General features: G+C 51.2%; 23 protein-coding genes. 3 read left to right on the forward strand and 20 right to left on the reverse strand.

Annotation, left to right across the window (positions count from 1 at the left end; translation table 11 throughout):
• Positions 1–117 precede the first annotated feature (117 nt).
• The 11 genes from ADA01nite_RS07990 to ADA01nite_RS08040 all read right to left on the reverse strand — a co-directional run bounded on the left by ADA01nite_RS07990 (position 118) and on the right by ADA01nite_RS08040 (position 9,067).
• Positions 118–1,188 (reverse strand): elongator complex protein 3, encoded by a 1,071-nt coding sequence (locus tag ADA01nite_RS07990; RefSeq protein ID WP_146809425.1) that lies wholly within the window; start codon positions 1,186–1,188, stop codon positions 118–120.
• A 16-nt stretch (positions 1,189–1,204) separates the two neighbouring features.
• Positions 1,205–1,894, reverse strand: coding sequence for a ribonuclease III (rnc, locus tag ADA01nite_RS07995; RefSeq protein ID WP_146809426.1), 690 nt, complete (start codon positions 1,892–1,894; stop codon positions 1,205–1,207).
• 25 nt (positions 1,895–1,919) lie between these two features.
• Positions 1,920–3,161 carry a beta-ketoacyl-ACP synthase II gene (gene fabF, locus ADA01nite_RS08000; protein WP_146809427.1) on the reverse strand — a complete coding sequence of 414 codons (1,242 nt, stop codon included), beginning with the start codon at positions 3,159–3,161 and terminating at the stop codon, positions 1,920–1,922.
• A 115-nt stretch (positions 3,162–3,276) separates the two neighbouring features.
• Entirely contained in the window at positions 3,277–3,510 is a 234-nt protein-coding gene (locus tag ADA01nite_RS08005; RefSeq protein WP_146809428.1) for an acyl carrier protein, read from the reverse strand.
• Positions 3,511–3,559: 49 nt separating this feature from the next.
• The gene (fabG, locus tag ADA01nite_RS08010) at positions 3,560–4,300 is read right to left on the reverse strand and encodes a 3-oxoacyl-ACP reductase FabG (protein WP_146809429.1); all 741 of its coding nucleotides are present in this window, start codon (positions 4,298–4,300) and stop codon (positions 3,560–3,562) included.
• A gap of 11 nt (positions 4,301–4,311) precedes the next feature.
• The gene (gene fabD / locus ADA01nite_RS08015) at positions 4,312–5,259 is read right to left on the reverse strand and encodes an ACP S-malonyltransferase (RefSeq protein WP_146809448.1); all 948 of its coding nucleotides are present in this window, start codon (positions 5,257–5,259) and stop codon (positions 4,312–4,314) included.
• A complete protein-coding gene (locus ADA01nite_RS08020; RefSeq protein ID WP_281285995.1) occupies positions 5,259–6,284 on the reverse strand; it encodes a beta-ketoacyl-ACP synthase III in 1,026 nt (341 codons plus the stop codon). The genes fabD and ADA01nite_RS08020 overlap by 1 nt, the downstream gene beginning before the upstream one ends.
• The gene (gene plsX / locus ADA01nite_RS08025) at positions 6,271–7,275 is read right to left on the reverse strand and encodes a phosphate acyltransferase PlsX (RefSeq protein WP_146809430.1); all 1,005 of its coding nucleotides are present in this window, start codon (positions 7,273–7,275) and stop codon (positions 6,271–6,273) included. Before plsX ends, ADA01nite_RS08020 begins: the two co-directional genes overlap by 14 nt.
• The gene (gene fapR, locus ADA01nite_RS08030) at positions 7,272–7,865 is read right to left on the reverse strand and encodes a transcription factor FapR (RefSeq protein ID WP_146809431.1); all 594 of its coding nucleotides are present in this window, start codon (positions 7,863–7,865) and stop codon (positions 7,272–7,274) included. Before fapR ends, plsX begins: the two co-directional genes overlap by 4 nt.
• 396 nt (positions 7,866–8,261) lie before the next feature.
• Positions 8,262–8,438 (reverse strand): 50S ribosomal protein L32, encoded by a 177-nt coding sequence (rpmF, locus tag ADA01nite_RS08035; protein ID WP_043066021.1) that lies wholly within the window; start codon positions 8,436–8,438, stop codon positions 8,262–8,264.
• 110 nt (positions 8,439–8,548) lie between these two features.
• Positions 8,549–9,067, reverse strand: coding sequence for a YceD family protein (locus tag ADA01nite_RS08040; protein WP_146809432.1), 519 nt, complete (start codon positions 9,065–9,067; stop codon positions 8,549–8,551).
• A gap of 167 nt (positions 9,068–9,234) precedes the next feature.
• Here ADA01nite_RS08040 and ADA01nite_RS08045 point away from each other — a divergent pair, with 167 nt between their 5' ends.
• Positions 9,235–10,479, forward strand: a complete 1,245-nt coding sequence (locus ADA01nite_RS08045; RefSeq protein ID WP_146809433.1) for a nucleotidyltransferase — start codon at positions 9,235–9,237, stop codon at positions 10,477–10,479.
• 6 nt (positions 10,480–10,485) lie between these two features.
• Here the strand turns inward: ADA01nite_RS08045 and ADA01nite_RS08050 are convergent, their stop codons facing one another.
• Entirely contained in the window at positions 10,486–11,583 is a 1,098-nt protein-coding gene (locus tag ADA01nite_RS08050) for a SepM family pheromone-processing serine protease (protein ID WP_146809434.1), read from the reverse strand.
• Positions 11,580–12,359, reverse strand: coding sequence for a patatin-like phospholipase family protein (locus ADA01nite_RS08055; protein WP_146809435.1), 780 nt, complete (start codon positions 12,357–12,359; stop codon positions 11,580–11,582). Before ADA01nite_RS08055 ends, ADA01nite_RS08050 begins: the two co-directional genes overlap by 4 nt.
• Positions 12,360–12,481: 122 nt before the next feature.
• Between ADA01nite_RS08055 and spoVV the strand changes: the two genes are divergently transcribed.
• Positions 12,482–13,714 carry a dipicolinic acid transporter SpoVV gene (gene spoVV, locus ADA01nite_RS08060; RefSeq protein WP_146809436.1) on the forward strand — a complete coding sequence of 411 codons (1,233 nt, stop codon included), beginning with the start codon at positions 12,482–12,484 and terminating at the stop codon, positions 13,712–13,714.
• 19 nt (positions 13,715–13,733) lie between these two features.
• Here the strand turns inward: spoVV and coaD are convergent, their stop codons facing one another.
• The 3 genes from coaD to ADA01nite_RS08075 form a co-directional block, all read right to left on the reverse strand.
• Positions 13,734–14,222 carry a pantetheine-phosphate adenylyltransferase gene (coaD, locus tag ADA01nite_RS08065; protein ID WP_146809437.1) on the reverse strand — a complete coding sequence of 163 codons (489 nt, stop codon included), beginning with the start codon at positions 14,220–14,222 and terminating at the stop codon, positions 13,734–13,736.
• Between the two features lie 20 nt (positions 14,223–14,242).
• Positions 14,243–14,797, reverse strand: coding sequence for a 16S rRNA (guanine(966)-N(2))-methyltransferase RsmD (gene rsmD / locus ADA01nite_RS08070; protein ID WP_146809438.1), 555 nt, complete (start codon positions 14,795–14,797; stop codon positions 14,243–14,245).
• Between the two features lie 100 nt (positions 14,798–14,897).
• Complete coding sequence (locus ADA01nite_RS08075) at positions 14,898–15,086, reverse strand: hypothetical protein (protein ID WP_146809439.1); 189 nt, start codon at positions 15,084–15,086, stop codon at positions 14,898–14,900.
• A 53-nt stretch (positions 15,087–15,139) separates the two neighbouring features.
• Between ADA01nite_RS08075 and ADA01nite_RS08080 the strand changes: the two genes are divergently transcribed.
• The gene (locus ADA01nite_RS08080; protein WP_246147261.1) at positions 15,140–15,676 is read left to right on the forward strand and encodes an MgtC/SapB family protein; all 537 of its coding nucleotides are present in this window, start codon (positions 15,140–15,142) and stop codon (positions 15,674–15,676) included.
• On the opposite strand, the gene recG is transcribed toward ADA01nite_RS08080, so the two are convergent.
• The 4 genes from recG to ADA01nite_RS08100 all read right to left on the reverse strand — a co-directional run bounded on the left by recG (position 15,673) and on the right by ADA01nite_RS08100 (position 20,887).
• Positions 15,673–17,733, reverse strand: coding sequence for an ATP-dependent DNA helicase RecG (recG, locus tag ADA01nite_RS08085; RefSeq protein WP_146809440.1), 2,061 nt, complete (start codon positions 17,731–17,733; stop codon positions 15,673–15,675). The genes ADA01nite_RS08080 and recG overlap by 4 nt on opposite strands.
• A 121-nt stretch (positions 17,734–17,854) precedes the next feature.
• On the reverse strand, positions 17,855–18,709 hold the full coding sequence (locus tag ADA01nite_RS08090) for a DegV family protein (RefSeq protein ID WP_146809441.1): 855 nt from the start codon (positions 18,707–18,709) through the stop codon (positions 17,855–17,857).
• 34 nt (positions 18,710–18,743) lie between these two features.
• Entirely contained in the window at positions 18,744–20,498 is a 1,755-nt protein-coding gene (locus tag ADA01nite_RS08095; RefSeq protein WP_371863545.1) for a DAK2 domain-containing protein, read from the reverse strand.
• A 23-nt stretch (positions 20,499–20,521) separates the two neighbouring features.
• Positions 20,522–20,887, reverse strand: a complete 366-nt coding sequence (locus tag ADA01nite_RS08100; protein WP_146809442.1) for an Asp23/Gls24 family envelope stress response protein — start codon at positions 20,885–20,887, stop codon at positions 20,522–20,524.
• Positions 20,888–21,167 lie beyond the last annotated feature (280 nt).

The raw sequence follows: 21,167 nt of genomic DNA on the forward strand, positions 1-21,167 counted from the left end.
TCACGATTTTCACAGAAAAAACGAGGGCCTGACGCGACCCAGGGAGGATGCGCATCCTCAGGCGTCCAGACTGCCTCGTTCTTCTCAGCTTCAAATCGACCGAAGGGCCGGATTCTCTTATAAATCGGTAAAGAAAAGCGTCCGGAAGGTTCCGCCTTCTTCCCGAAAGCTCAACTGCTGGCGCGATAAACTTCTGTCCAGCGTCAGCGAAGCGTGAACACCGGCATCTGCAAGAAAAGCTGCCACCTCTCTCCAATTCTCTCCTTTGCGGCCACGCAGTGCCGTTTCGTCTGCGGGATGGATCGCAACTTCCAGCGAAGCAGCGGCAGTCTGTCCGATCCCCTCCATCATTCGCTTCAGCAAACGATGAAACAACTCCTCTTCGACCAATTGACGAAACGAAGGATGGAATGGACCGGCCAGCACGGTGCCCTTGCTGCGCAAATCATCCGAGGCATGCAGCCCCATACGGATGACAGGAATACCCGCCTTAAGCAAAGGAAGCCAAATTTCCGCCGTCCATTGCACGGCTTCTTCCACCGATAACGGCTGGTATTGATGCGTTGCATACAACCACTCAAGCTCCGTTCCGGCAATGACCAACGCCGGATAAATGCGTACAAAATCAGGGGCAAGCTCTACAACCTTTCTGGCCGTAGATACGCTTTTTTCAAGTGTATCCCCCGGAAGTCCGGGAAGAATTTGCAGGCCCAGCCGGATTGACGGATACTGCCGGATAATCTGTACTGCTCGCTCTACCTGTGCCGCCGTATGCCCTCTTTTTGACAGCGCAAGCACTTCATCGTCAAGCGACTGGCAGCCAAGCTCTACCGTGGTGACCCCATAGGAGAGCAGATACTCCATAATATGGGGCGTAATGTAATCCGGACGCGTTGACAGGCGAATGCCGTGCACCCGGCCCGTCGCCGCATACTCCTTTGCTACCGATAAGAGCATTGTCTGGTAGCCGCGGGGCAGTCCGGTAAAGCTGCCGCCAAAAAACGCGATTTCGACCTGTTGGCCAGCACGGACGGTTGACAGTTGCTCCTCGATGGAACGCCGCACCGTCTCTTCCGTCAGCAGACTTTCCCGTTTCCGCCCCGTAATCCGTGACTGGTTGCAAAACACGCAATCCTTCGGACATCCCTGATGCGGCACAAACAATGCGATGTTTACATGCTGTTTCATATCTTCCCTGTCACCTTTACTGTTTTACCGCGAGGTGCTTCATTGCCATAGCGGCAGCATGCTGCTCGGCTTCCTTCTTCGAACGGCCTGATCCCTGGCCGAGTACGTCACCGTTGAGCAGCACTTCGGAGACAAACTCACGGCTATGCGCAGGGCCCCGCTCCTGCACGATGCGATATTGAATTTCCCCGAGTCCGTCCCGCTGCACAAACTCCTGCAATTGGCTTTTGTAGTCGGTAACCCGGGTAAATTCACCATTATTAATTCGGGGATACACATATTTTTCCAGGAAACGGAACACCGAATCCAGCCCTTGATCCAGATACAATGCGCCAATAAATGCTTCAAACACGTCCGCAAGCAGTGCGGGGCGGAGCCTTCCTCCGGTCAGTTCCTCCCCTTTGCCAAGCAAAATCAACTCGCCGAATTTAAGCTGATTCGCAAACATAACGAGGGACGGTTCACAGACAATGGCGGCTCTGAGCTTCGTTAATTCTCCTTCGGACATTTTTGGAAAATGGGTGTAAAGAAATTGGGAGACGGTCAGCTCCAGCACCGCGTCACCGAGAAACTCCAGGCGCTCGTTGTCCTGGAATAGCTTGCCGCGGTGCTCGTTTACATACGACGAATGGGTAAACGCCTGGCGGAGAAGCTTTTCGCTTTTAAAGCGCACTCCGATTTCTTTTTGTAATCCTGCAAAATCCACTACCTTATTCACCACCAAAACGGTATCAGTCTATATATTTTTTAAAGACAATGGTTGCATTGTGTCCGCCGAAGCCAAGCGAATTGGACATGGCTACATTTATATCCATCTTTCTTGCTTCGTTCGGCACATAATCAAGGTCACATTCCGGATCAGGTGTTTCATAGTTAATGGTCGGCGGCACAATCTGATCGCGCAGTGCAAGTACACAGGCAATCGCTTCAATTCCGCCTGCAGCGCCCAGCAGATGGCCCGTCATGGACTTGGTGGAACTGATGGCTACTTTGTAAGCGGCATCGCCCAGCGCAGCTTTTATGGCCATCGTTTCGAATTTATCGTTGTATTCAGTAGATGTACCATGCGCATTGATATAGTCTACTTCTTCCGGCTTAATTTCCGCATCTTTCAACGCCGCTTTCATCGCCCGCGCCGCGCCTTCACCGCCCGGTGCCGGCTGGGTTAAGTGATAGGCGTCCGCGCTCATGCCATAGCCGATAATCTCGGCCAGAATAGTCGCCCCTCGTTTCTTAGCATGCTCCAGCGATTCTAGAATAATGATCCCTGCTCCTTCACCCATAACAAACCCGTCGCGGTCTTTATCAAACGGACGGCTGGCCTTTTTAGGTTCATCATTGCGTGAAGAAAGAGCTTTCGCATTGGAGAACCCGGCCACTGCCATCGGACGGATCGATGCTTCCGTACCACCCGTAATCATAACATCAGCGATACCGCGCTCAATAATTTTAAATGCGTCGCCAATCGAATTCGTCGCACTGGCACATGCAGTAATGGCCGCGCTGTTTGGTCCCTTGGCTCCCAGGGTAATGGATACCTGACCAGAGGCCATATTGGCAATCATCATTGGCACGAAAAATGGACTTACGCGCCGCGGCCCTTTCTCTATCAGCAGCGTATGCTGCTCTTCCCACGTGCCCAAACCGCCGATACCGGAGCCGATGTATACTCCTATATTTTCTGCGTTTTCTTCGGTAATCTCAAGCCCTGCGTCTTCCACGGCCATTTTTGCCGCAGCGATCGCAAATTGCACGAAACGATCCGTACGCTTGATGTCTTTTTTGTCCATATAATCTTCTGGATTAAAGTCTTTCACTTCAGCTGCAAATTTGGTTGAATAGCCTTCCGTATCAAATGCGGTAATATAATCGACACCGGATTTGCCGGTAAGCAGCCCTTCCCAGAAAGCTTTGGCATTGTTTCCGAGCGGCGTGACCGCTCCGATGCCTGTTACTACTACGCGATTTTTCATAGTTTCACCTCGAAATATAATAACAGTTCTTTATAATGAGAAACTGGTATATAACCCACAATGAGGAGAAAGTCCCGCATACGTATACGGGACTTTTCCTGAAGCAGCGCCTATCTTACTTGTGGGCCTCTATGTATTTGATCACATCACCCACAGTCGTGATTTTCTCTGCGTCTTCGTCGGAAATCTCCAAATCGAACTCATCCTCGAGTTCCATCACCAATTCTACGACATCAAGAGAGTCTGCGCCGAGATCGTCTTTAAATGAAGCTTCTTCTTTGATTTCGGATTCATCAACGCCGAGGCGATCCACGATGATTTTTTTTACACGATCGAATGTATCTGCCACTGTCTTCACCTCCTCTCAAAACATAATTATTTGTCTATTATACTTTGTCTTACATGTACATGCCACCGTCAACATGAAAAACTTGACCTGTAATATAGCTTGCTTTCTCAGAAGCAATAAACGCCACCGTATCGGCGATATCTTCCGGCTTGCCGAGGCGGCCGAGCGGAATCTGCGTAAGCAGCGATTCCCTCGTATCATCACCGAGCACGGACGTCATATCCGTTTCAATAAATCCCGGCGCGACAGCATTCACTGTAATGCCTCGGCTGGCCAATTCACGTGCGACCGACTTCGTCATACCGATAACACCGGCTTTGGCTGCCACATAATTCGTCTGTCCCGGGTTGCCCATTACGCCAACGACGGAAGAGATATTGATAATGCGCCCGCTCCGCGTCTTCATCATTGGACGCGTCACCGCTTTGGTGCAATTGAACACGCCTTTGAGGTTGGTGGCAATGACTTCATCGAACTCTTCTTCTTTCATGCGCATGAGCAGGTTGTCGCGGGTAATCCCCGCATTGTTCACCAGAATGTCCAGCTTGCCCAGCTCGTCGATTGTTTGCTTGACCATGGCTTCCGCTTCACCCGCATCCGCCACGTTCGCCTTTACTACAATGGCACGTCGGCCCAGCTTGGCGATTTCGTCCGCCACTTCGCGTGCGGCCGCTTCGTTTCCGGCATAGTTGACGGCTACATCGGCTCCCTGACGGGCCAGCTCAAGCGCAATCGCACGGCCAATCCCGCGGGATGCGCCGGTGACAAGCGCTACTTTTCCTTCCAGCATGATCTCTCCTCCTATTCTTTCATTTGCAGTTGTTCAAGCGCCTTTTCAAGTGTCGTTATATCTTGAATTGCCAGCGTTTTCACTTTACGATCCACTTTCTTAACCAGTCCTGACAGAACCGTGCCCGGGCCGATCTCGATAAATAAATCGACACCTTTGTCAAGCATGTAGCGCACACTGTCTTCCCATAGCACCGGAGAAGCGACTTGCTGAATCAAAGATTCTTTAATTTCTTCTTTTGTTTGTACGCCGCTGGCTGAGACATTAGCCACGACCGCTACCTGCGCATCCTTAATCGTATAGCCGGCAAGCGTCTGTGAAAGCTTCTCCGCCGCTGGCTCCATAAGCATGGAGTGGAACGGTCCGCTTACGTTCAACGGAATCACCCGCTTTGCACCGGCTGCCTTAGCGGCGGCTCCTGCCTCTTCCACGCCTTCCGCACTGCCGGAAATAACAATCTGCCCCGGACAGTTCAAATTGGCCAGTTGCACCGGACGGCCCGCTTCTGTGACTTTTCGGCATACTTCATCCAATGGTTCGCGGTCCATTCCCATGACAGCCGCCATGGCTCCCTGTCCCGCTGGCACAGCCTGTTCCATATATCGGCCGCGTGCCCGAACAATCTGGACTGCATCCGCAAATGTCAGCGCGTCAGCCGCTACCAGCGCTGAATACTCGCCAAGGCTGTGCCCCGCTACATAATCCGGAACAATATTTAGCTTTTCCTTCAATACTTTAAGCACCGCCACACTCGTCGTCAAAATGGCCGGCTGTGTATTGGCGGTCAGACGCAACTCTTCTTCCGGCCCTTCGAAGCAAAGCGTGGAAAGCGAGACGCCAAGTGCCCGGTCCGCTTCATCAAATACCGCTTTCGCTGCAGCTTCTTTCTCATATAGCTCGGCGCCCATGCCTACATATTGTGATCCCTGCCCGGGAAAAATGAACGCTGTCTTGCCCATCATTCTTCCTCCTTCTTTTCCTTGGTCGACCACTTCATTACCGAGGCACCCCACGTTAGCCCGCCGCCGAATCCGACAAGCACCAACGTGTCGCCTTCTTTAATGCGTCCTTCGCTGACAGCTTCATCCAACGCAACCGGAATGGAAGCCGATGACATATTACCATAGCGATTTAAATTCACTACTACTTTGTCATAAGGCAATCCCAAGCGTTTAACGGCTGAATCGATAATACGGAGATTCGCCTGGTGCGGGACAAGGAAATCGACATCTTCTTTTGTAATGCCCGCTTTCAAAAGCGCCTGGTCGGATGCCGTATTCATCGCCCGTACCGCAAACTTGAACACTTCTCCGCCAGCCATATGGATATAGTTCTCCCGACTTCCCGGCTCCACTTTCGGTACCGGAATGCGTGAACCTCCTGCTCCTAATTTCAGCAGTTCGGCACCGCCTCCATCTGCGCCCAGTTCGAAGGAAAGAAATCCCAAGCCTTCTTCCACCGGACCAATAACCGCCGCTCCGGCTCCGTCACCAAATAATACACACGTATTGCGGTCCGTCCAGTCAACGATTTTCGAAAGCGCCTCAACACCGACTACAAGCACGTAACGGTACAGCCCATTGGCGACAAACTGGGCGGCTACCGATGTTCCGTACAAAAATCCGGAGCAGGCCGCCGACAAGTCGAATGCAGCCGCCCGCTTTGCACCCAGTTTCTCCTGTACGATACAGGCCGTGGAAGGGAAGAACATATCGGGCGTTACCGTGGCAACGATGATTAAATCCACCTGCTCAGCTACAATTCCCGCTTTGTCCAGCGCTTGCCGTGCGGCATGAGTTGCCATATCGGAAGATGTCTCATCTTGGCGGGCCATTCTTCTTTCCTTGATTCCCGTTCGGGTCACAATCCATTCGTCCGATGTATCGACCATTTTCTCCAGATCCGCGTTTGTTATAACTTTCTCCGGCAAATAACGTCCTGTTCCCAGAATTCCGGCCGCCCGCTGCGCTTTAAACATATTCATCCCTGCTTTCCCCCTGAATTTCTCTTGCAATCAGACTGTTGACGTCATGTTCGACAAATTTCTTCGCCTGCCTGATGGCAGCATGAATGGCACGGGCATTTGAAGAGCCGTGTGCTTTAATGCAGGTGCCCTGCACCCCCATCAATAACGCTCCGCCATACTCGGCATAGTCCATCTGGTTTTTTACCCGCCGGAGGCCCGGACGCAGCATCATCGCTGCAAGTTGACTTGTAATTGTGCGCGTAAATTCTTCTTTCATGACCGACATCATCGTCTTGGCCATGCCTTCCATCGTCTTTAGCAGAATATTCCCTGAAAAACCGTCACAGACAACAATATCACAGACATGCTCCATGATATCCCGCGCTTCAACATTGCCGATGAAATTCAGCGAGCTTTCTTTTAGCAGGCTATGCGCTTCTTTAGTTAAATCATTTCCTTTTTTTTCTTCTGTGCCGACATTCAACAAACCGACGCGCGGACGTGCTACACCCATTACTTTTTCCGCATAGATGCTGCCCATAATCGCATACTGCAGTAAATGTTTAGGTTGTGCATCCATGTTAGCTCCCGCATCAAGAATCATAACGCCGGCCGCGTCGGTTGTAGGTACAATCGGGCTTAGGGCCGGACGGTCAATGCCTTTAATTCGCCCGGTGATAAGCAGGGCCGCCGTCATGAATGCGCCGGTATTGCCTGCGGAAATGATAACGTCCGCTTCTTTGTTTTTTACCATTGTCACGCCGAGGACAAGCGAAGAATCCCGTTTGCGGCGTACCGCTTTGACAGGTTCTTCATCAGCTTCAATCGTTTCGGCCGCATGCCTAATTTCAATATTTTTCGGCGCCTGTGCAAGCATTGGCGCAAGCCGGGCTTCGTCGCCGACAAGCACGATTCTCACGTCCGGCATCTCACGCGCGGCTTCAATGGCGCCTTTAACATTCGAGGTGGGAGCTAAGTCCCCTCCCATCGCATCTATTGCAATAATCATGTTTCCTCCTGTTTGCGACTGGTCTGTGCGTCGAAATCCCTCATACGGAATACGCGAAACGTTCCGCTGAATACGAGTTCGTCCTGCACCCTCGTTTCCACTCGTACTTTACTCTGCTCGCCCTTCGTCTCGCGAACGGTGGCTTTGGCCACCAGCCTCTCTCCAAGGCGGACCGGGCGTACATAGCGGATTCGCGCCGCAGCCGTCAGTACGACGTCCGCGTCAATAACCGCAACAGCCAGCGAATTGGCCTGGGCAAATATATGGTGCCCGCGGGCAATCTGCGTTCGGGAAAATATATGTTCTTCAGTAATCTCGAGCAGGGAAATCCCCGAACAGTCCAGCTCGATATCAAGCAATTCCCCCACCATTTCTTCCAGTGGAAGCGACTTTACTTCATCCAATGATTTTCTAGCCACATTCTTTATTCGCTCCCGCACTTCCGGAATGCCGAGTTCCAGCCGGTCGAGGCGAATGGTCTGGATGCTAACGCCAAAATGCGCGGCAAGTTCTTCATCCGTGTAGAACGGGCTTGCCAGAAGCAAATTGTGCAGTGCCTCCTGGCGAACTTTCTTCGCAAGGCGAGCCATCCTGCTTCACCACCTATAGTATCTCCACGTACTCAACCGTTCTTATTACCAGCTACTAATAGCAGTATATAAAAAAAGTTTTGAAATAACAACGCTCTTTTTTCGATTTTGCCATTTATTTTCGCGTAAGGAAAATAAATTCCTGCCACTTCAGAAAACTAGTCAGCATTCGAGCACATAAGACAAGAAGCTGCATACTGAACAGCACAGAAGGGCGGACCGAAAGAAGGAATGGGCATGTCACCGGGGCACGCTCCTAAGAGGAAGTATACGCTGCCCGCCCCATAGGACAATTGAAGGAGAACTACGGATCTTTTAGCCGCATATTCTTAATTTACGATCAGAAATAAAAAAGGAGACGAAAATGATCGAGCTCATTTTTCGCCTCCTGGGTTATTAAGCGTTATTCACAACCTGGTTTCCTTTGTATGTGCCGCAGCTTTTGCATACGCGGTGAGCCAGCTTCATTTCGCCACACTCAGGGCATTTTACCATGCCCGGAACTTCCAGCTTGAAGTGAGTCCGACGCTTATTTTTACGAGTTTTCGACGTCCGTCTTTGAGGTACTGCCATGTATCCCACCCCCTTCACAAGATTACAATCAAAGCATCTATTTGATGGGACAAGTTATCCATCAAAACACAACAATCATCATACCTGATTTTCAGGTAAATGAAAAGCTTTTATTTGTCTAGCTTTCCAAAAAGTTCACCCAGCACAGCCAGCCGCGGATCGATGCGTTCGACTACACAGCCGCAGTCTTTCTCGTTGCGGTTTGTGCCGCATTCCGGGCATAAACCTTTGCAATCTTCATTACATACCAGCGTGTGTGGCAGCGACAAGAGCACCGCACCTTCCAGATACGGGGTTAAATCGATTTCCTCGTCTTTAAGCGGATGAATCTCCATTTCTTCGTCTACATCGAATTCAATCTGATTCTCATCCATAAATGTTTCCTTCACGCCTACATCATAACGGTACGGAAACTTCGCCAGACAGCGGGCGCATTCCATCGTAAGCTCGCCGGATAAGCGGCCTTCTACAACAAACAATCCCGTTGCTGCATATGCTTCTCCGGTAAAGCGGGCAGGCTTCGACTCGACAAGCTGCTGATGCTTCCGCGCAAGGTTCAGCTCCACCGTCTCGTCAATCGGAAGCTTGCCGCCCCGCAGCTGAAGCAGCTGGTTTTTTTTCAATTTCATAACGATGCCACCTCATTTCAAGCAACAAAAGTTATTATACTTTTCCTCGAACAATATGTCAAGGAAACAATCTTGACACCCTATAATTTTGAATAAATAACCGGCATTGCCTTTGCTTTCCCAAATCCTATACTATTGAAACAAATACCAAGCGGAGGAAGTGCAACATGAAAACAATTGGAATGGTTGTTGAATACAATCCTTTACATAACGGCCATGCCTATCATTTCACCGAATCAAAAAGGCAAACCGGTGCCGATGCGGTCGTGGCGGTCATGAGCGGGCATTTTCTGCAGCGCGGAGAGCCGGCCATCGTGAACAAGTGGGCGCGCACCGAGATGGCGCTCCGCCTGGGTGTGGACCTTGTGCTCGAAATCCCGTTTGTCTATGCAACACAGAATGCCGAGCAATTCGCATTCGGTGCGGTCGCCACGCTGCACGCCACCGGAGTGGTAAATGAAATATGCTTCGGATCGGAGAGCGGCGAGATTGCCTGGATAGAAGAATTGGCAGCTGTTCTGGCCGATGAGCCGATCGCATTTCAGCAGGCATTGCGACAGGGATTAGAACAGGGACTCAGCTATCCTGCCGCGTACGGGGAAGCGATTCAGGCAGCGCTTCCGGGCCTGGTTGATGATACGGTACGCAGTCACGCCGCCGAGCCAAATAACATTCTTGGCTTGAATTACTGTCTGGCTCTTCATCGACTGCGAAGCTCCATTCGCCCTGCCACCATCAAGCGGCAGAAAGCAGGCTACCATCAGATGACGGTCACCGATCAGAGCATCGCCAGCGCAACGGCATTGCGCAAGCTGATCGCCGAACAGCCATCCGGCGGAATCGAAGCGATTCGTCCATACGTGCCTGCCAGCACAAGCGATATATTACGGAAAGAGGAAGCGGCAGGACGCTTTCCCGTTACATGGAACCTTTTCTATCCATATCTTCAGCATCAATTGCTTACCCGCTGGCCGGACGAGCTAGGAGCTATCCACGAGATGAACGAGGGAATTGAACACCGCTTACTTGCAGCGCTGCCCCGCGCTGCTTCGTTCCGCGAGCTTATGGAGACTGTAAAAACAAAACGCTATACCTGGGGGCGGCTGCAGCGCCTGCTTCTATATAGTATGTTCAATCTAACGCGCAAGAAAATGAATGCTGCAGTAAATGGCCAGGGACCTGCGTATATTCGCGTCCTCGGCTTTAATCGTGTCGGCCAGCGCCTGCTGAAAAAAATGAAAGAAACAAGCACGCTCCCTGTCATCACCCGTGTCGGTAAAAACAAGCACCCGATGCTTGCGCTGGATGTTCAGGCCGGATCCCTGTATGCTCTTGCATTTCCAGAGCACCTGCGCCAAAAAGAAATGCAGCGGGAATACTGGCAACCCCCGCTGCACTTTGAATGCGAATGACGACTTTTATTTGCCGCCCTTTGGCGGCAGACTTTCCAAATATTTAATCGCATCATCCAACGTACGCACCGGCACGATCTTCATCTTCGTGCCAAGCTTCTCTGCCTCTGCCTTCGCATCTGCGTAATTTGAACGCTGCTTGCTTCCCGCCGGCGTCGGATTATCCGGCGCAAAGAAAATGTCGGCCTCCATCTTATCCGATGCACGCACTTTGTGCTTCACTCCGCCAATCGGCCCAACCCTTCCGTCGGCGTTAATGGTGCCTGTCCCGGCAATACGGTACCCCTTGGTCAAATCGCCCGGTGTCAACTGGTTAAAAATTTCAAGCGTAAACATCATACCCGCAGACGGACCGCCGATATTCTCAGACTGAATCGTCACTTTCTTCGGCAATTCGATATCCCGCTTTGTAGTAGGGCCGTCCGGATTTGGATACGCAATGCCGATACCGGCACGTGTCTCTTTCTGCCCCGGCGTTTTCGGGAATGCCTTTAGCTTGATGTCCGCCGTTTTAGCCTGTCCGTCCCGAATAAACGTTAACTTAACCGTTTCCCCTGCTTTTCTTCCTTTCAATACAGCGAGCAGTTGTGCCGCGTTTTTGATCTCTCGGTCATCTACTTTCGTAATCACGTCTCCGATTTTCAAGTATTGCTTAGCAGGCATGTCCGATACAAGAAATACAACGAGAGCACCCTGCTCGTTGACTTTTACAGGCAGTCCCGCTTTACGGAATGCGGCAATCATAGCGTTTTGCTGTGAATTTTTCATCTCCTGCAGCTCCCGCAGGTTGTACTGCTCGTCCGTTTCGTGCGGGCTGTGAACCGTCGTCTCTTTCACAAGATCCGCATACGGGTCGGTTTTGGCGTACAAATAACCCAGCACATTGGCTTTGCTCATACGAACCGTGGTCAGCATAAGCATACCCTTCTCATCTTTCTGTCCTCCTTCAACCGTAACCATCGGCTGAAGCTCAATCGCCGATCCGGGACGAATAATATAATAGTCGGTCGGGTAGAGCACCACGGCCAGTATCACCACCGCAGCAAGCACGGCGGCGATAAAGGGGGCAAAGCGTCCCCCTAAAAAACGCCGGCGGCCAATCATGCACGTTTCCTCCCATCTTCTATTTTCTCTTGAATGTGCGGCACCATCAGCCGTGCCGCCTTTCTTCCTTCTTCGATAATCTCGTCAATATTCGTAAAGGATGTCGAACTAAACCGCCCGACATCCGGTCGAATCATAATATCCGCATGAACGGTACGGTGAAGAAAAATCTCGCGTTCCATCACATCAATCGTTTGGAAGATCACGTCAAAAAACGTACGGACCGGGCTATTCGAAGGGGCAAGCGATACATCCACACCGATCGTCAATTCGGCCCCCATGCTACGCGCAAGCTCAATCGGCACCCGATCGACCACTCCGCCATCTACTAATAACTTACTCCCTAATTTGTACGGTACAAAAATACCCGGAATCGACACACTGGCACGTACCGCTTCGTGGATCGGTCCCTCTGTGAACACCACCCGCTCGCCCGATACCAGATCGGTAGCGACGATAGACAACGGACGTTCCAATTCTTCGATTGTTTTATTTCGGGTCAGCAGTTTTACGATATGACGCAGCTTCTCTCCCGTAACAAATCCCATGCCGGGCACACACAGGTCCAACCAGTGTTTCCGCTTTAAATTTACTGCAAGCTTCTCCAACATTTGCGGTGTAAATCCGCACGAATACAGTGCCGCTACCAGGCTTCCCATGCTGCTTCCCGACAAATAAGCGGGCACAATTCCGTGCTTTTCAAGTATTTCCAAAACGCCGATATGCGCGAATCCTCGCGCGCCGCCTGCTCCTAAAGCCAATCCGATGCGCGGCATACCATTCCCTCCGTTTTCCGTTCAGGTCTATTTTGCTTTTTCGCCCCGTACATATAAGGATAGGCCCTGTCCGTCCCGGTAGCACGACAGATCTATACATACGAGAGTAAGGAGAAATGCCTATGCGTTCCATAAAACCGTACATTAACACTGCCCTGTTCGCTGTCATTTCGTTTGTTCTGGCAGCAAGTCTGCTGTTGTTTCCCCAGGCATCATTTCTAGCAGCGTTGCGCGGCCTGAAAATCTGGTGGGACGTTGTGTTCCCCGCGCTTCTTCCCTTTTTTATTACATCGGAAATTCTCCTCGGGCTGGGACTCGCCCATTTTATGGGAGTGCTGCTTGAACCGCTCATGCGCCCTGTGTTTAACATTCCCGGCCCCGGTTCATTCGTTTGGACGATGGGATTTGCGTCCGGTTATCCGATCAGCGCTAAGCTGACCGTCCGCCTTCGCGAAAAAAAATTAATCTCACGCGCTGAAGGTGAGCGCCTCGTATCTTATACTACGACATCCGATCCCGTTTTTATTACCGGGGCCGTTGCCATCGGCTTCTTTCACAGCGCCAAAGTAGGGCTTGTGCTGCTTATTGCCCATTACACGACCGCTCTCATTGTTGGACTGATTATGGCACGGCATAACCGGGACGGTGAACGTACGCCGTATCGACCTGACAGTTCCAAACCGCTCCTGTACCGGGCACTCGCTTCCATGCATCACGCTCGCCTTCAGGACGGAAGGTCGTTCGGCAAACTAATGGGAGACGCCGTGGCTACCTCGCTGCAAACACAGATGGTAGTAGGAGGTTTCATCCTTTTATTTTCTGTATTACTGACCCTGTTCATGAAATTGAAACTCATCGCTCTGCTGTCCGCTCTTCTTGGAGCAATGCTGGCTCTCTTCGGTTATCCGTTTGAAGCGGCCCAAGCGTTTATCTACGGATTGTTTGAAGTAACGCTCGGCGCCAAACAAGCCAGCGAGCTGTTCGGCTCCCAGGCCCCCGCGCTTGTCATGGCAATCACAAGCGCGGTGCTGGCCTGGGGCGGACTATCTGTACATGCACAGGTCGCCAGCATGCTTGCCGAGACAGACATTCGTTATTGGCCGTTCCTGTTCGCGCGTATCTGCCATGCCATGCTCGCCTTTGCATTTACGTACACGATCGGAGCATTTTTGTACGACAAGCTTCAACAAACAACACAAAGCGCGCTGCCTGTCTGGCTTCCTGCATTCAATCCGGCGCAGGAATCACTCTGGGCACTCTCGCCCCCCCAGATGGTTTCCCTGCTAGTATGTGCCGGAATGCTATTGTTCACCATCATATCGGTACATCTGGGAGCCCTGCTTGCCAAAAAATAAGCATCGAAAAAACCCCGACCTAGCGGGGTTCTCCAAACTTTTCACGCAGCGCTTTTTCCACTACAGGCGGTACCAGGCTGCTGACGTCTGCGCCATATTTGCCGACTTCTTTCACGATGCTTGAACTTAAAAAGGAATACTGGTTGTTGGTCATCATAAAAAATGTCTCGATTTTGTTGTCGAGCAGACGGTTGATGGACGCCATCTGCATCTCATATTCGAAGTCCGATACGGCGCGCAGGCCTTTGATAATGGCTTTTGCGCCTTTTGTATGCATGTAATCCACAAGCAAACCGTTGAATGTATCAACTTCAACGTTCGGCATCCCCTTCGTTACTTCACGCAGCAACTCAAGACGCTCTTCGATCGTAAATACCGGGTTTACTTTATTGCGATTGATAAGCACCGCTACAATAACTTTATCAAACACTTTGGTCCCCCGCTGGATAATATCGAGGTGTCCATATGTAACCGGATCAAAACTTCCCGGGCACACTGCAATACTCAATAATACCCCCTCCTTGTCGTCTACCCCTCGTTTTGGTAAATCGTAATGGTCGTCTGACCGTATGTTGTTTCTCTTACTTTAACTACGCTGCCGATTTGTTCACGCAGCTTGTCTCCCGCATCGTGTTCGGCAACGATCATAGCATCCGGAACGAGCAGGCCGTGATCCGCCATGATGGCGACCTGGCTCTCGATTTTTTGCTCGGCATACGGCGGATCGAGAAACACAATATCAAATGCGATTCCCCGCTTTTTCAGTGCATTTAGAGCCCGATCCGCGTCATTGCGGTATACCTCCGCCTGCCCTCTCAATCCTGTCGAGTCGAGATTCTGCAGGATCACTCCAACCGCCTTACGATTCGCGTCAACAAAGATGCATTTTTCCGCTCCCCGGCTCAGCGCCTCAATACCGAGCCCGCCTGTTCCCGCATACAAATCGAGCACCAATCCCCCATCAAAATAGGGACCGATGATATTGAAAATCGATTCTTTTACTTTGTCCACCGTAGGCCGCGTGCCTTTACCGGGCACAGCCTGCAGTGGATGCCCCTTTTTCGAGCCAGATACTACCCGCATGACTTCCACTCCACTGTTTTCCGTTTTTAAACGTCGTTAGTATAACATAAACAAATATTCTGGTAAATAATTAGAGCGCTTTCTTACATTCGTATGTATATTATGAGCAGGACACGTCCAAAATAATAACAGTAACACGGGAACCCCGTGTTGCCGACAACCGCGGAGAAGACTTACGTTTCCCCATAAGCTCTTCCTCCGGTTTCTCCTCTCCCATTATGCATGTCAGGCGCGCAGCGTTTGACATGTCCGTCTGGCTTGTTGCCGGACGGTTTTTTTTATCTTTCATACTCATAGAATATGATGGTAAGATAAAAACATTAGAGAGGGGAGAAAGTAACTTTGAACCATTTTATTGATCAACTCTCCCGTTCCGTACTCTACTTTGAGAACTGGGAGATGTACCTGCGTCTGACATTAAGCGCCATTTTCGGATTTGCTATCGGGCTGGAACGCACAAGCCGCTCCAAACCCGCCGGCATTAAGACATATACGTTCGTCACCGTAGCGTCCACCCTCCTAACCCTCGTCTCGATTCATACTGTGGATCGATATTCGATACCCGGTCATACGATGATGGACCCTATGCGGCTGGCCGCACAGATTGTCAGCGGACTCGGTTTTCTTGGCGCCGGACTCATTATTCAGCGCGGCCGTTCCGTCAAAGGTCTAACATCCGCAGCGATGGTATTCTTCGCAGGGGGGATCGGTATCTCGGTAGGCGCCGGTTATTACGGCATGACCGCTTTTGCCATGTTTTTGATGTATGCGGTCCTTCATATCGGTCATCGCCTTGAGCATTCACCTCGCTGGTCACACCATACAGACGAATCGGACGATGAGGATGACGGACGAAAATCAGATCGCGGGGAACTCTAATCTTTAATCTTCTCAAGAAAATAGTCGTCCCGCTTCAAGTATCTGCGCAAAGGCGCATATTCCGGACCGACCCAGAACACAGGAAGGCCGACAATTTCAGCCGCTTCCTGGCGGGCCACTTCAAGCATACGGTAATCCTGCACGACGTCGGCTACTTTAAATTCAGGCAGGCCGCTCTGTTTCGTGCCGAAAAAATCACCGGGACCGCGCAGTTCCAGGTCACGGCGCGCCACTTCAAATCCATCGTTCGTCTCTGTCATAATCCGCATTCTTTCTTTACCGACTTCCGATTTTGGGTCAGCAATCAGAATGCAGTAGGACTGTTCCGCACCGCGGCCGACGCGGCCGCGCAGTTGGTGCAGCTGGGCCAAACCGAATCGCTCCGCATCGTAAATGACCATAAGGGAAGCGTTCGGCACATTGACGCCGACTTCCACTACCGTCGTCGAGACAAGCACATGAACTTCACCGCGGCTGAACCGCTGCATGACATCGTCTTTTTCTTTCGCAGGCAGCCGACCATGCATAAGACCTACATTATATTTTCCCGCAAAATAATGGCTAAGCTGCGCATGGACATCCATCGCGTTCTGCAAATCCAATTTTTCGGATTCCTCAATTAACGGCGAGATTACATATGCCTGTCTTCCTGTATCCAATTCCTTCTGCATGAAAGCCAGAATTCGGTCCAACATGTCATGTTTAACCCAGTATGTTTCGACTGGTTTACGCCCTGCCGGGAGTTCATCGATCGTCGATACATCCATGTCGCCGAACGCGGTAATCGCCAGCGTGCGGGGGATGGGCGTCGCTGTCATAAACAGCACATCCGGATGCAGCCCCTTCTCACGCAAAACGCGGCGCTGCTCTACCCCAAACCGATGCTGCTCGTCCGTAATGACCAGACCGAGATTACGGAAATACACGTCTTCCTGAATCAGCGCGTGCGTACCGATAACAATATGAATAAGACCGGATTGCAGTCCGGCGAGAATGTCACGGCGCTGCCGCACCGTTGCACTGCCCGAGAGCAGAGCAATCTCAATCCGATGCGGCACAAGTAATTCCTTAAGCGTTGCGTAATGCTGTTCTGCAAGAATCTCCGTCGGTACCATCAGCGCCCCCTGGAAACCGGCCGCAACCGTCGCGTACAATGCGATGGCCGCCACGATCGTTTTTCCGGAGCCTACGTCTCCTTGCAGCAGCCGATTCATAGAGTACTCAGCCTGCATATCTTCGAGGATTTCTTTCACCACGCGCTTCTGTGCACCCGTTAGCGGAAACGGAAGGCCGCGGATGAATTCACGCACCTGCTCGATCGGAATTTGCTGGGCCACACCGTCACTCGCCCGCCGATTCATCGCGTGGTACGCCTGAAGTTTTAGCTGGAATAAAAACAGTTCTTCGAACGCCAGACGGCGGCGCCCCTGTTTTCCGGCCGCCACACTTTCCGGAAAGTGAATGTTACGGATGGCGTCCGCACGGGGCACGAGCTTATACTTGCGCATAAGGTTCTCCGGAAGAATTTCTTCTATCGCACCGCCATATTCTTTCAACGCTTCCTCAATCCAGCGCCGGATTTGCTTTACCTGGAGGTTGGCGGTTGTAGAATATACCGGCTGAATCGAACCCTGTTGGGGAGTTTTTTTGTTAGTATCAAGAAAATGATGTTCACTCACCGTTATCTGCAGACGGGCTTGCTCGAATTTGCCGGATAGCATAATCTCACGTCCCGCACGCAACTGCTGTTTTAAGAAATGGCGGTTGAACCAGATAGCGGTTACCACTACCCGGTCCACCACGACTTTTACGGTGAGACGGGATTTGCTTTTACCGTAAAACCGGACAACCGGTTCTCCGTATACCGTGCCGACAATGGTAATCTTTTCTCCGTCCTCCGCCTCGCTCAAACTCCGCACCCGGTAATCTTCGTAACGGTATGGAAAATGTTCAAGCAAATCCTGTATGGTATGAATATCAAGCGAGGCCAAATCAAGCGCTCGTTCCGCTCCGATTCCTTTTATTGCGGTAACGGGTTGTTGCAATGGATCGCTCACTGTTCTTCGGCTCCTTTATAGAAAAACATTCCTATCTCTTTAAGAGATAGGAATGTTCTTTTTATAGAAATCTTACCTTCCGGATCTCAAACCACATAGTTTGCCAAAAATCAAAAGCCTGTTATACCTTATACAGCGTTACGGCCAGTAAACCAGGCCCGCCATATGTGCCGATAACCGGGCCCAACTCCGTCACGACCATATCCTGTATCACATTCAGTTCTTCGGCTATCCGCGCCTTCAAGGCTTCGGCTTCTTCATGGCTTGTTGCATGCACGACGGCGGCCACAACCGGTGCGCTGCCGGCGAATTCTTTGGCCAAATCCAGCATTCGGCCTACCGCTTTTTTCTTGCCGCGCACTTTCTCGACTGCAGCCACTTCCCCTGTCTCGTCGAATGTCAAAATCGGCTTAACGTTCAACAGCGATCCCAATACAGCGGAAGCTTTCCCGATGCGTCCGCCCTTCTGCAGATACATAAGCGTATCCATTACGAAGAATGCTGCATGGTTGGCAATAAGCCGCTGGGCCAGATCAAGACACTGCTGTAAATTATTTCTTTCGCGAGCTGCACGCGCCACTGCCACGACAATCGAACCAAGCGCATACGAAGCGGTCCGGCTATCAATGACATGTACCTTTATTTTGTCCTGTACCATATCTTTTGCAAGGTTGGCTGTCTGGTACGTGCCGCTCAATGCGCTGGAAAGATGGATGGAAATAATCTGCGCATCCTCCCCTTTTGCGGCCAGCGCTTCATACATATCAACAAAATCGATCGGGGAGGGCTGGGATGTACGAGGCAGCCTGTCCGCTTTCTCAAGCTTTTCATAAAACTGTGCGGTTGTCAGGGTGACCCCGTCCAGATACGTGGCATCATCGATATGGACCTTCAGCGGAACTACATGAATATCCAATTCGGAAGCCAGCTCTTTCGGGATGTCGGCCGTGCTGTCAGTTACAATATAGAGCTTCATCGCGAAGGATCATCCCCTTTTTTGTGTCTATCGTTTATTCGACTGCGATAATAAATGAATACAGCGGTTGTCCCCCGTCATGCACTTCCACTTCATAGCTGTCAAATGAGGCGCGCAACTGCTTCTCCAATTCATTCATAGCCGATTCTTTCACATCCGCACCGTAAATCACCGTAATCAATCCATCGTCTTCATCAACCATCCGGCTAATTAACGCTTTGGCCGTCTCATACGCATCCTGTCCGGACGTAACGACATCGCCGTCAAAAATACCGATAAAATCGCCCTCTTTAATTATCAACTCATTCAACGTCGTATCCCGTACGGCATATGTGACAAGGCCGGTCTTAACGAGCGCAAGCGCCTCACTCATCCGATCGCGGTTCTGCTCAAGCGGCTCGTCCGCCGAGAATGCGAGCAGTGAGGACATGCCCTGCGGTACGCTCTTGGACGGAATGACGGCCGTAGGTACGTCTACCAGCTCTGCGGCCTGCTGAGCAGCCATGACGATATTTTTGTTGTTCGGCAGGATGAGAACCCGCTCTGCGTTTGCCTCTTCAATGGCGCTTACAAACTGCTCGGTGCTCGGATTCATCGTCTGTCCGCCTTCAATGATACGATCGACGCCCAGGCTTTTGAAGATGTCAGCAATCCCCTGACCGCTCGCCACTGCAATAATCGCATACGGCTTTTTCGCATTCTCCGGTTGCGGTATATCAAAATCCGGTTCGCCCCTTACTGCTTCGGTCACTTGCGATCTTTCCGCAGACACGGTAGGGGTTTCAGATGGCGACTTCAGCGCCTGTCTTGTCTTCTGGCGACGCAGCACCTCTTCATGCTGCAGGCGCATGTTCTCGATTTTAATCCGATCAAGCGCGCCGTACTGCTGGGCAAGCGAAAGCACTTCACCCGGCTCTTCGGCATGGATGTGAACCTTCACCAGATCCTCATCCGAGACGACAAGCAGCGAATCCCCATATGCGCTAATCCGTTCCTGGAACTCGTCCTGCGTAAAGACGGCATCCGGTCTTACGTGCACCATAAATTCTGTACAGTACCCGTATTTGATATCGGCCGGGTTAATCACATGGTGCATCTCGTCATGCGTTTTACCAAATAAAGACATACCTCCCGCTACCGCCGGCTTCGCTTCTTCCGGCTCGGCGAATACGATGCCGTCTTTTACCGCTTTCAAAAAGCCTTCATAAATATAGACAAGCCCCTGTCCGCCGGAATCGACCACGCCGACTTCTTTGAGTACCGACAATTGATTGGGCGTATTATCCAGTGCTTTCTGGGCCGCTTCAACCAGCCTTTCGACAACATCTTCAATAAGTCCGGAGCGTGCCGCTTTGCGCGCGGCTGCTGCCGCTTCCCGGGCCACCGTCAGGATCGTGCCTTCCACGGGCTTCATAACGGCTTTGTACGCCATCTCCACACCCTGTTGGAACGCATCCGCCAGCTTGTGGCTGTCCGCTTCCACAGAGTCGGCTAATCCTTTAGCAAAACCGCGGAACAACTGGGATAAAATAACCCCCGAATTGCCGCGCGCACCCATCAATAGCCCACGTGAGAATACGGATGCTACCTTTTCCGCTGTCTGTTCCGCCAATTTTTCCAACTCGGCTACGCCGGAAGTAAATGTTAAATTCATATTTGTTCCCGTATCGCCGTCCGGCACAGGGAACACATTGAGCGCGTCCACCTTTTTGACATGCTGCGTCAGGCGCTCCGCGCCCATTTTATACATTTGACGGAGAACTTGTCCCGTCAATGTGCGATTTCTCACGTACAATTTCCTCCCTTGTCCTTCTAGGAGCTCATTTCTCCACGAACACCTTGCACATAAATGTTGACTTCATCTACCGTTAATCCCAGTGTTTTATGTAATGCGTACTTTACACGTTCCTGCACACTATGAGCTACTTCGGAAATTTTCGTCCCGTAGCTCACGATAATATACAGGTCGATAACAGTCCGATTATTCTCGTCCCGAACTTCTACACCGCGTGACAGATTTTCCCGGCGCAAAATGTCGGCGATCCCGTCTTTCATCGTACGACGCGAAGACATACCGACCAGTCCGTAGCATTCCATGGCAACCGCGCCGGCAAGTGTCGTAATCACTTGTGTATCTATCTCAATTTTTCCGAGTTCCGTACTCATTTGAACGCTCATTTTCCTGCCTCCCTTTTTCTATGAAAATCATGAAGAAAGAAGGAGAGGAAAGAGGAGCCGGAGAAGAAAAAGGTCTTCGCCTTTTTCCACATTGAAATCATCCTCTCGTTCTCTTCTCTCTTTTCCTTCGTACCGCAAAAATCAGCCGCTCTTCCCATGATTTTCATGTTGGGGTTGCGGCGGAAATGCCATAAGATTTTTCTGTTCCTAGGACGAGATGCTTAAATTGTTCATCATTTACTATAAAGAACTCTCCAACGCGCGTCAATGTAAAGGATAA

The organism is Aneurinibacillus danicus, assembly GCF_007991215.1.
Lineage (GTDB): Bacteria > Bacillota > Bacilli > Aneurinibacillales > Aneurinibacillaceae > Aneurinibacillus > Aneurinibacillus danicus.

Coding starts and splice junctions, on each gene's coding strand:
- fabF (WP_146809427.1), bottom strand. CDS start 3,161: ATGAAAAATCGCGTAGTAGTAACAGGCATCGGAGCGGTCACGCCGCTC.
- ADA01nite_RS08090 (WP_146809441.1), bottom strand. CDS start 18,709: ATGAAGCTCTATATTGTAACTGACAGCACGGCCGACATCCCGAAAGAG.
- fabG (WP_146809429.1), bottom strand. CDS start 4,300: ATGCTGGAAGGAAAAGTAGCGCTTGTCACCGGCGCATCCCGCGGGATT.
- rsmD (WP_146809438.1), bottom strand. CDS start 14,797: ATGCGGGTAGTATCTGGCTCGAAAAAGGGGCATCCACTGCAGGCTGTG.
- ADA01nite_RS08075 (WP_146809439.1), bottom strand. CDS start 15,086: ATGAAAGATAAAAAAAACCGTCCGGCAACAAGCCAGACGGACATGTCA.
- ADA01nite_RS08100 (WP_146809442.1), bottom strand. CDS start 20,887: ATGAGCGTTCAAATGAGTACGGAACTCGGAAAAATTGAGATAGATACA.
- ADA01nite_RS07990 (WP_146809425.1), bottom strand. CDS start 1,188: ATGAAACAGCATGTAAACATCGCATTGTTTGTGCCGCATCAGGGATGT.
- ADA01nite_RS08045 (WP_146809433.1), top strand. CDS start 9,235: ATGAAAACAATTGGAATGGTTGTTGAATACAATCCTTTACATAACGGC.
- ADA01nite_RS08040 (WP_146809432.1), bottom strand. CDS start 9,067: ATGAAATTGAAAAAAAACCAGCTGCTTCAGCTGCGGGGCGGCAAGCTT.
- fapR (WP_146809431.1), bottom strand. CDS start 7,865: ATGGCTCGCCTTGCGAAGAAAGTTCGCCAGGAGGCACTGCACAATTTG.
- spoVV (WP_146809436.1), top strand. CDS start 12,482: ATGCGTTCCATAAAACCGTACATTAACACTGCCCTGTTCGCTGTCATT.
- ADA01nite_RS08050 (WP_146809434.1), bottom strand. CDS start 11,583: ATGATTGGCCGCCGGCGTTTTTTAGGGGGACGCTTTGCCCCCTTTATC.
- fabD (WP_146809448.1), bottom strand. CDS start 5,259: ATGGGCAAGACAGCGTTCATTTTTCCCGGGCAGGGATCACAATATGTA.
- ADA01nite_RS08020 (WP_281285995.1), bottom strand. CDS start 6,284: ATGAATATGTTTAAAGCGCAGCGGGCGGCCGGAATTCTGGGAACAGGA.
- plsX (WP_146809430.1), bottom strand. CDS start 7,275: ATGATTATTGCAATAGATGCGATGGGAGGGGACTTAGCTCCCACCTCG.
- rpmF (WP_043066021.1), bottom strand. CDS start 8,438: ATGGCAGTACCTCAAAGACGGACGTCGAAAACTCGTAAAAATAAGCGT.
- ADA01nite_RS08055 (WP_146809435.1), bottom strand. CDS start 12,359: ATGCCGCGCATCGGATTGGCTTTAGGAGCAGGCGGCGCGCGAGGATTC.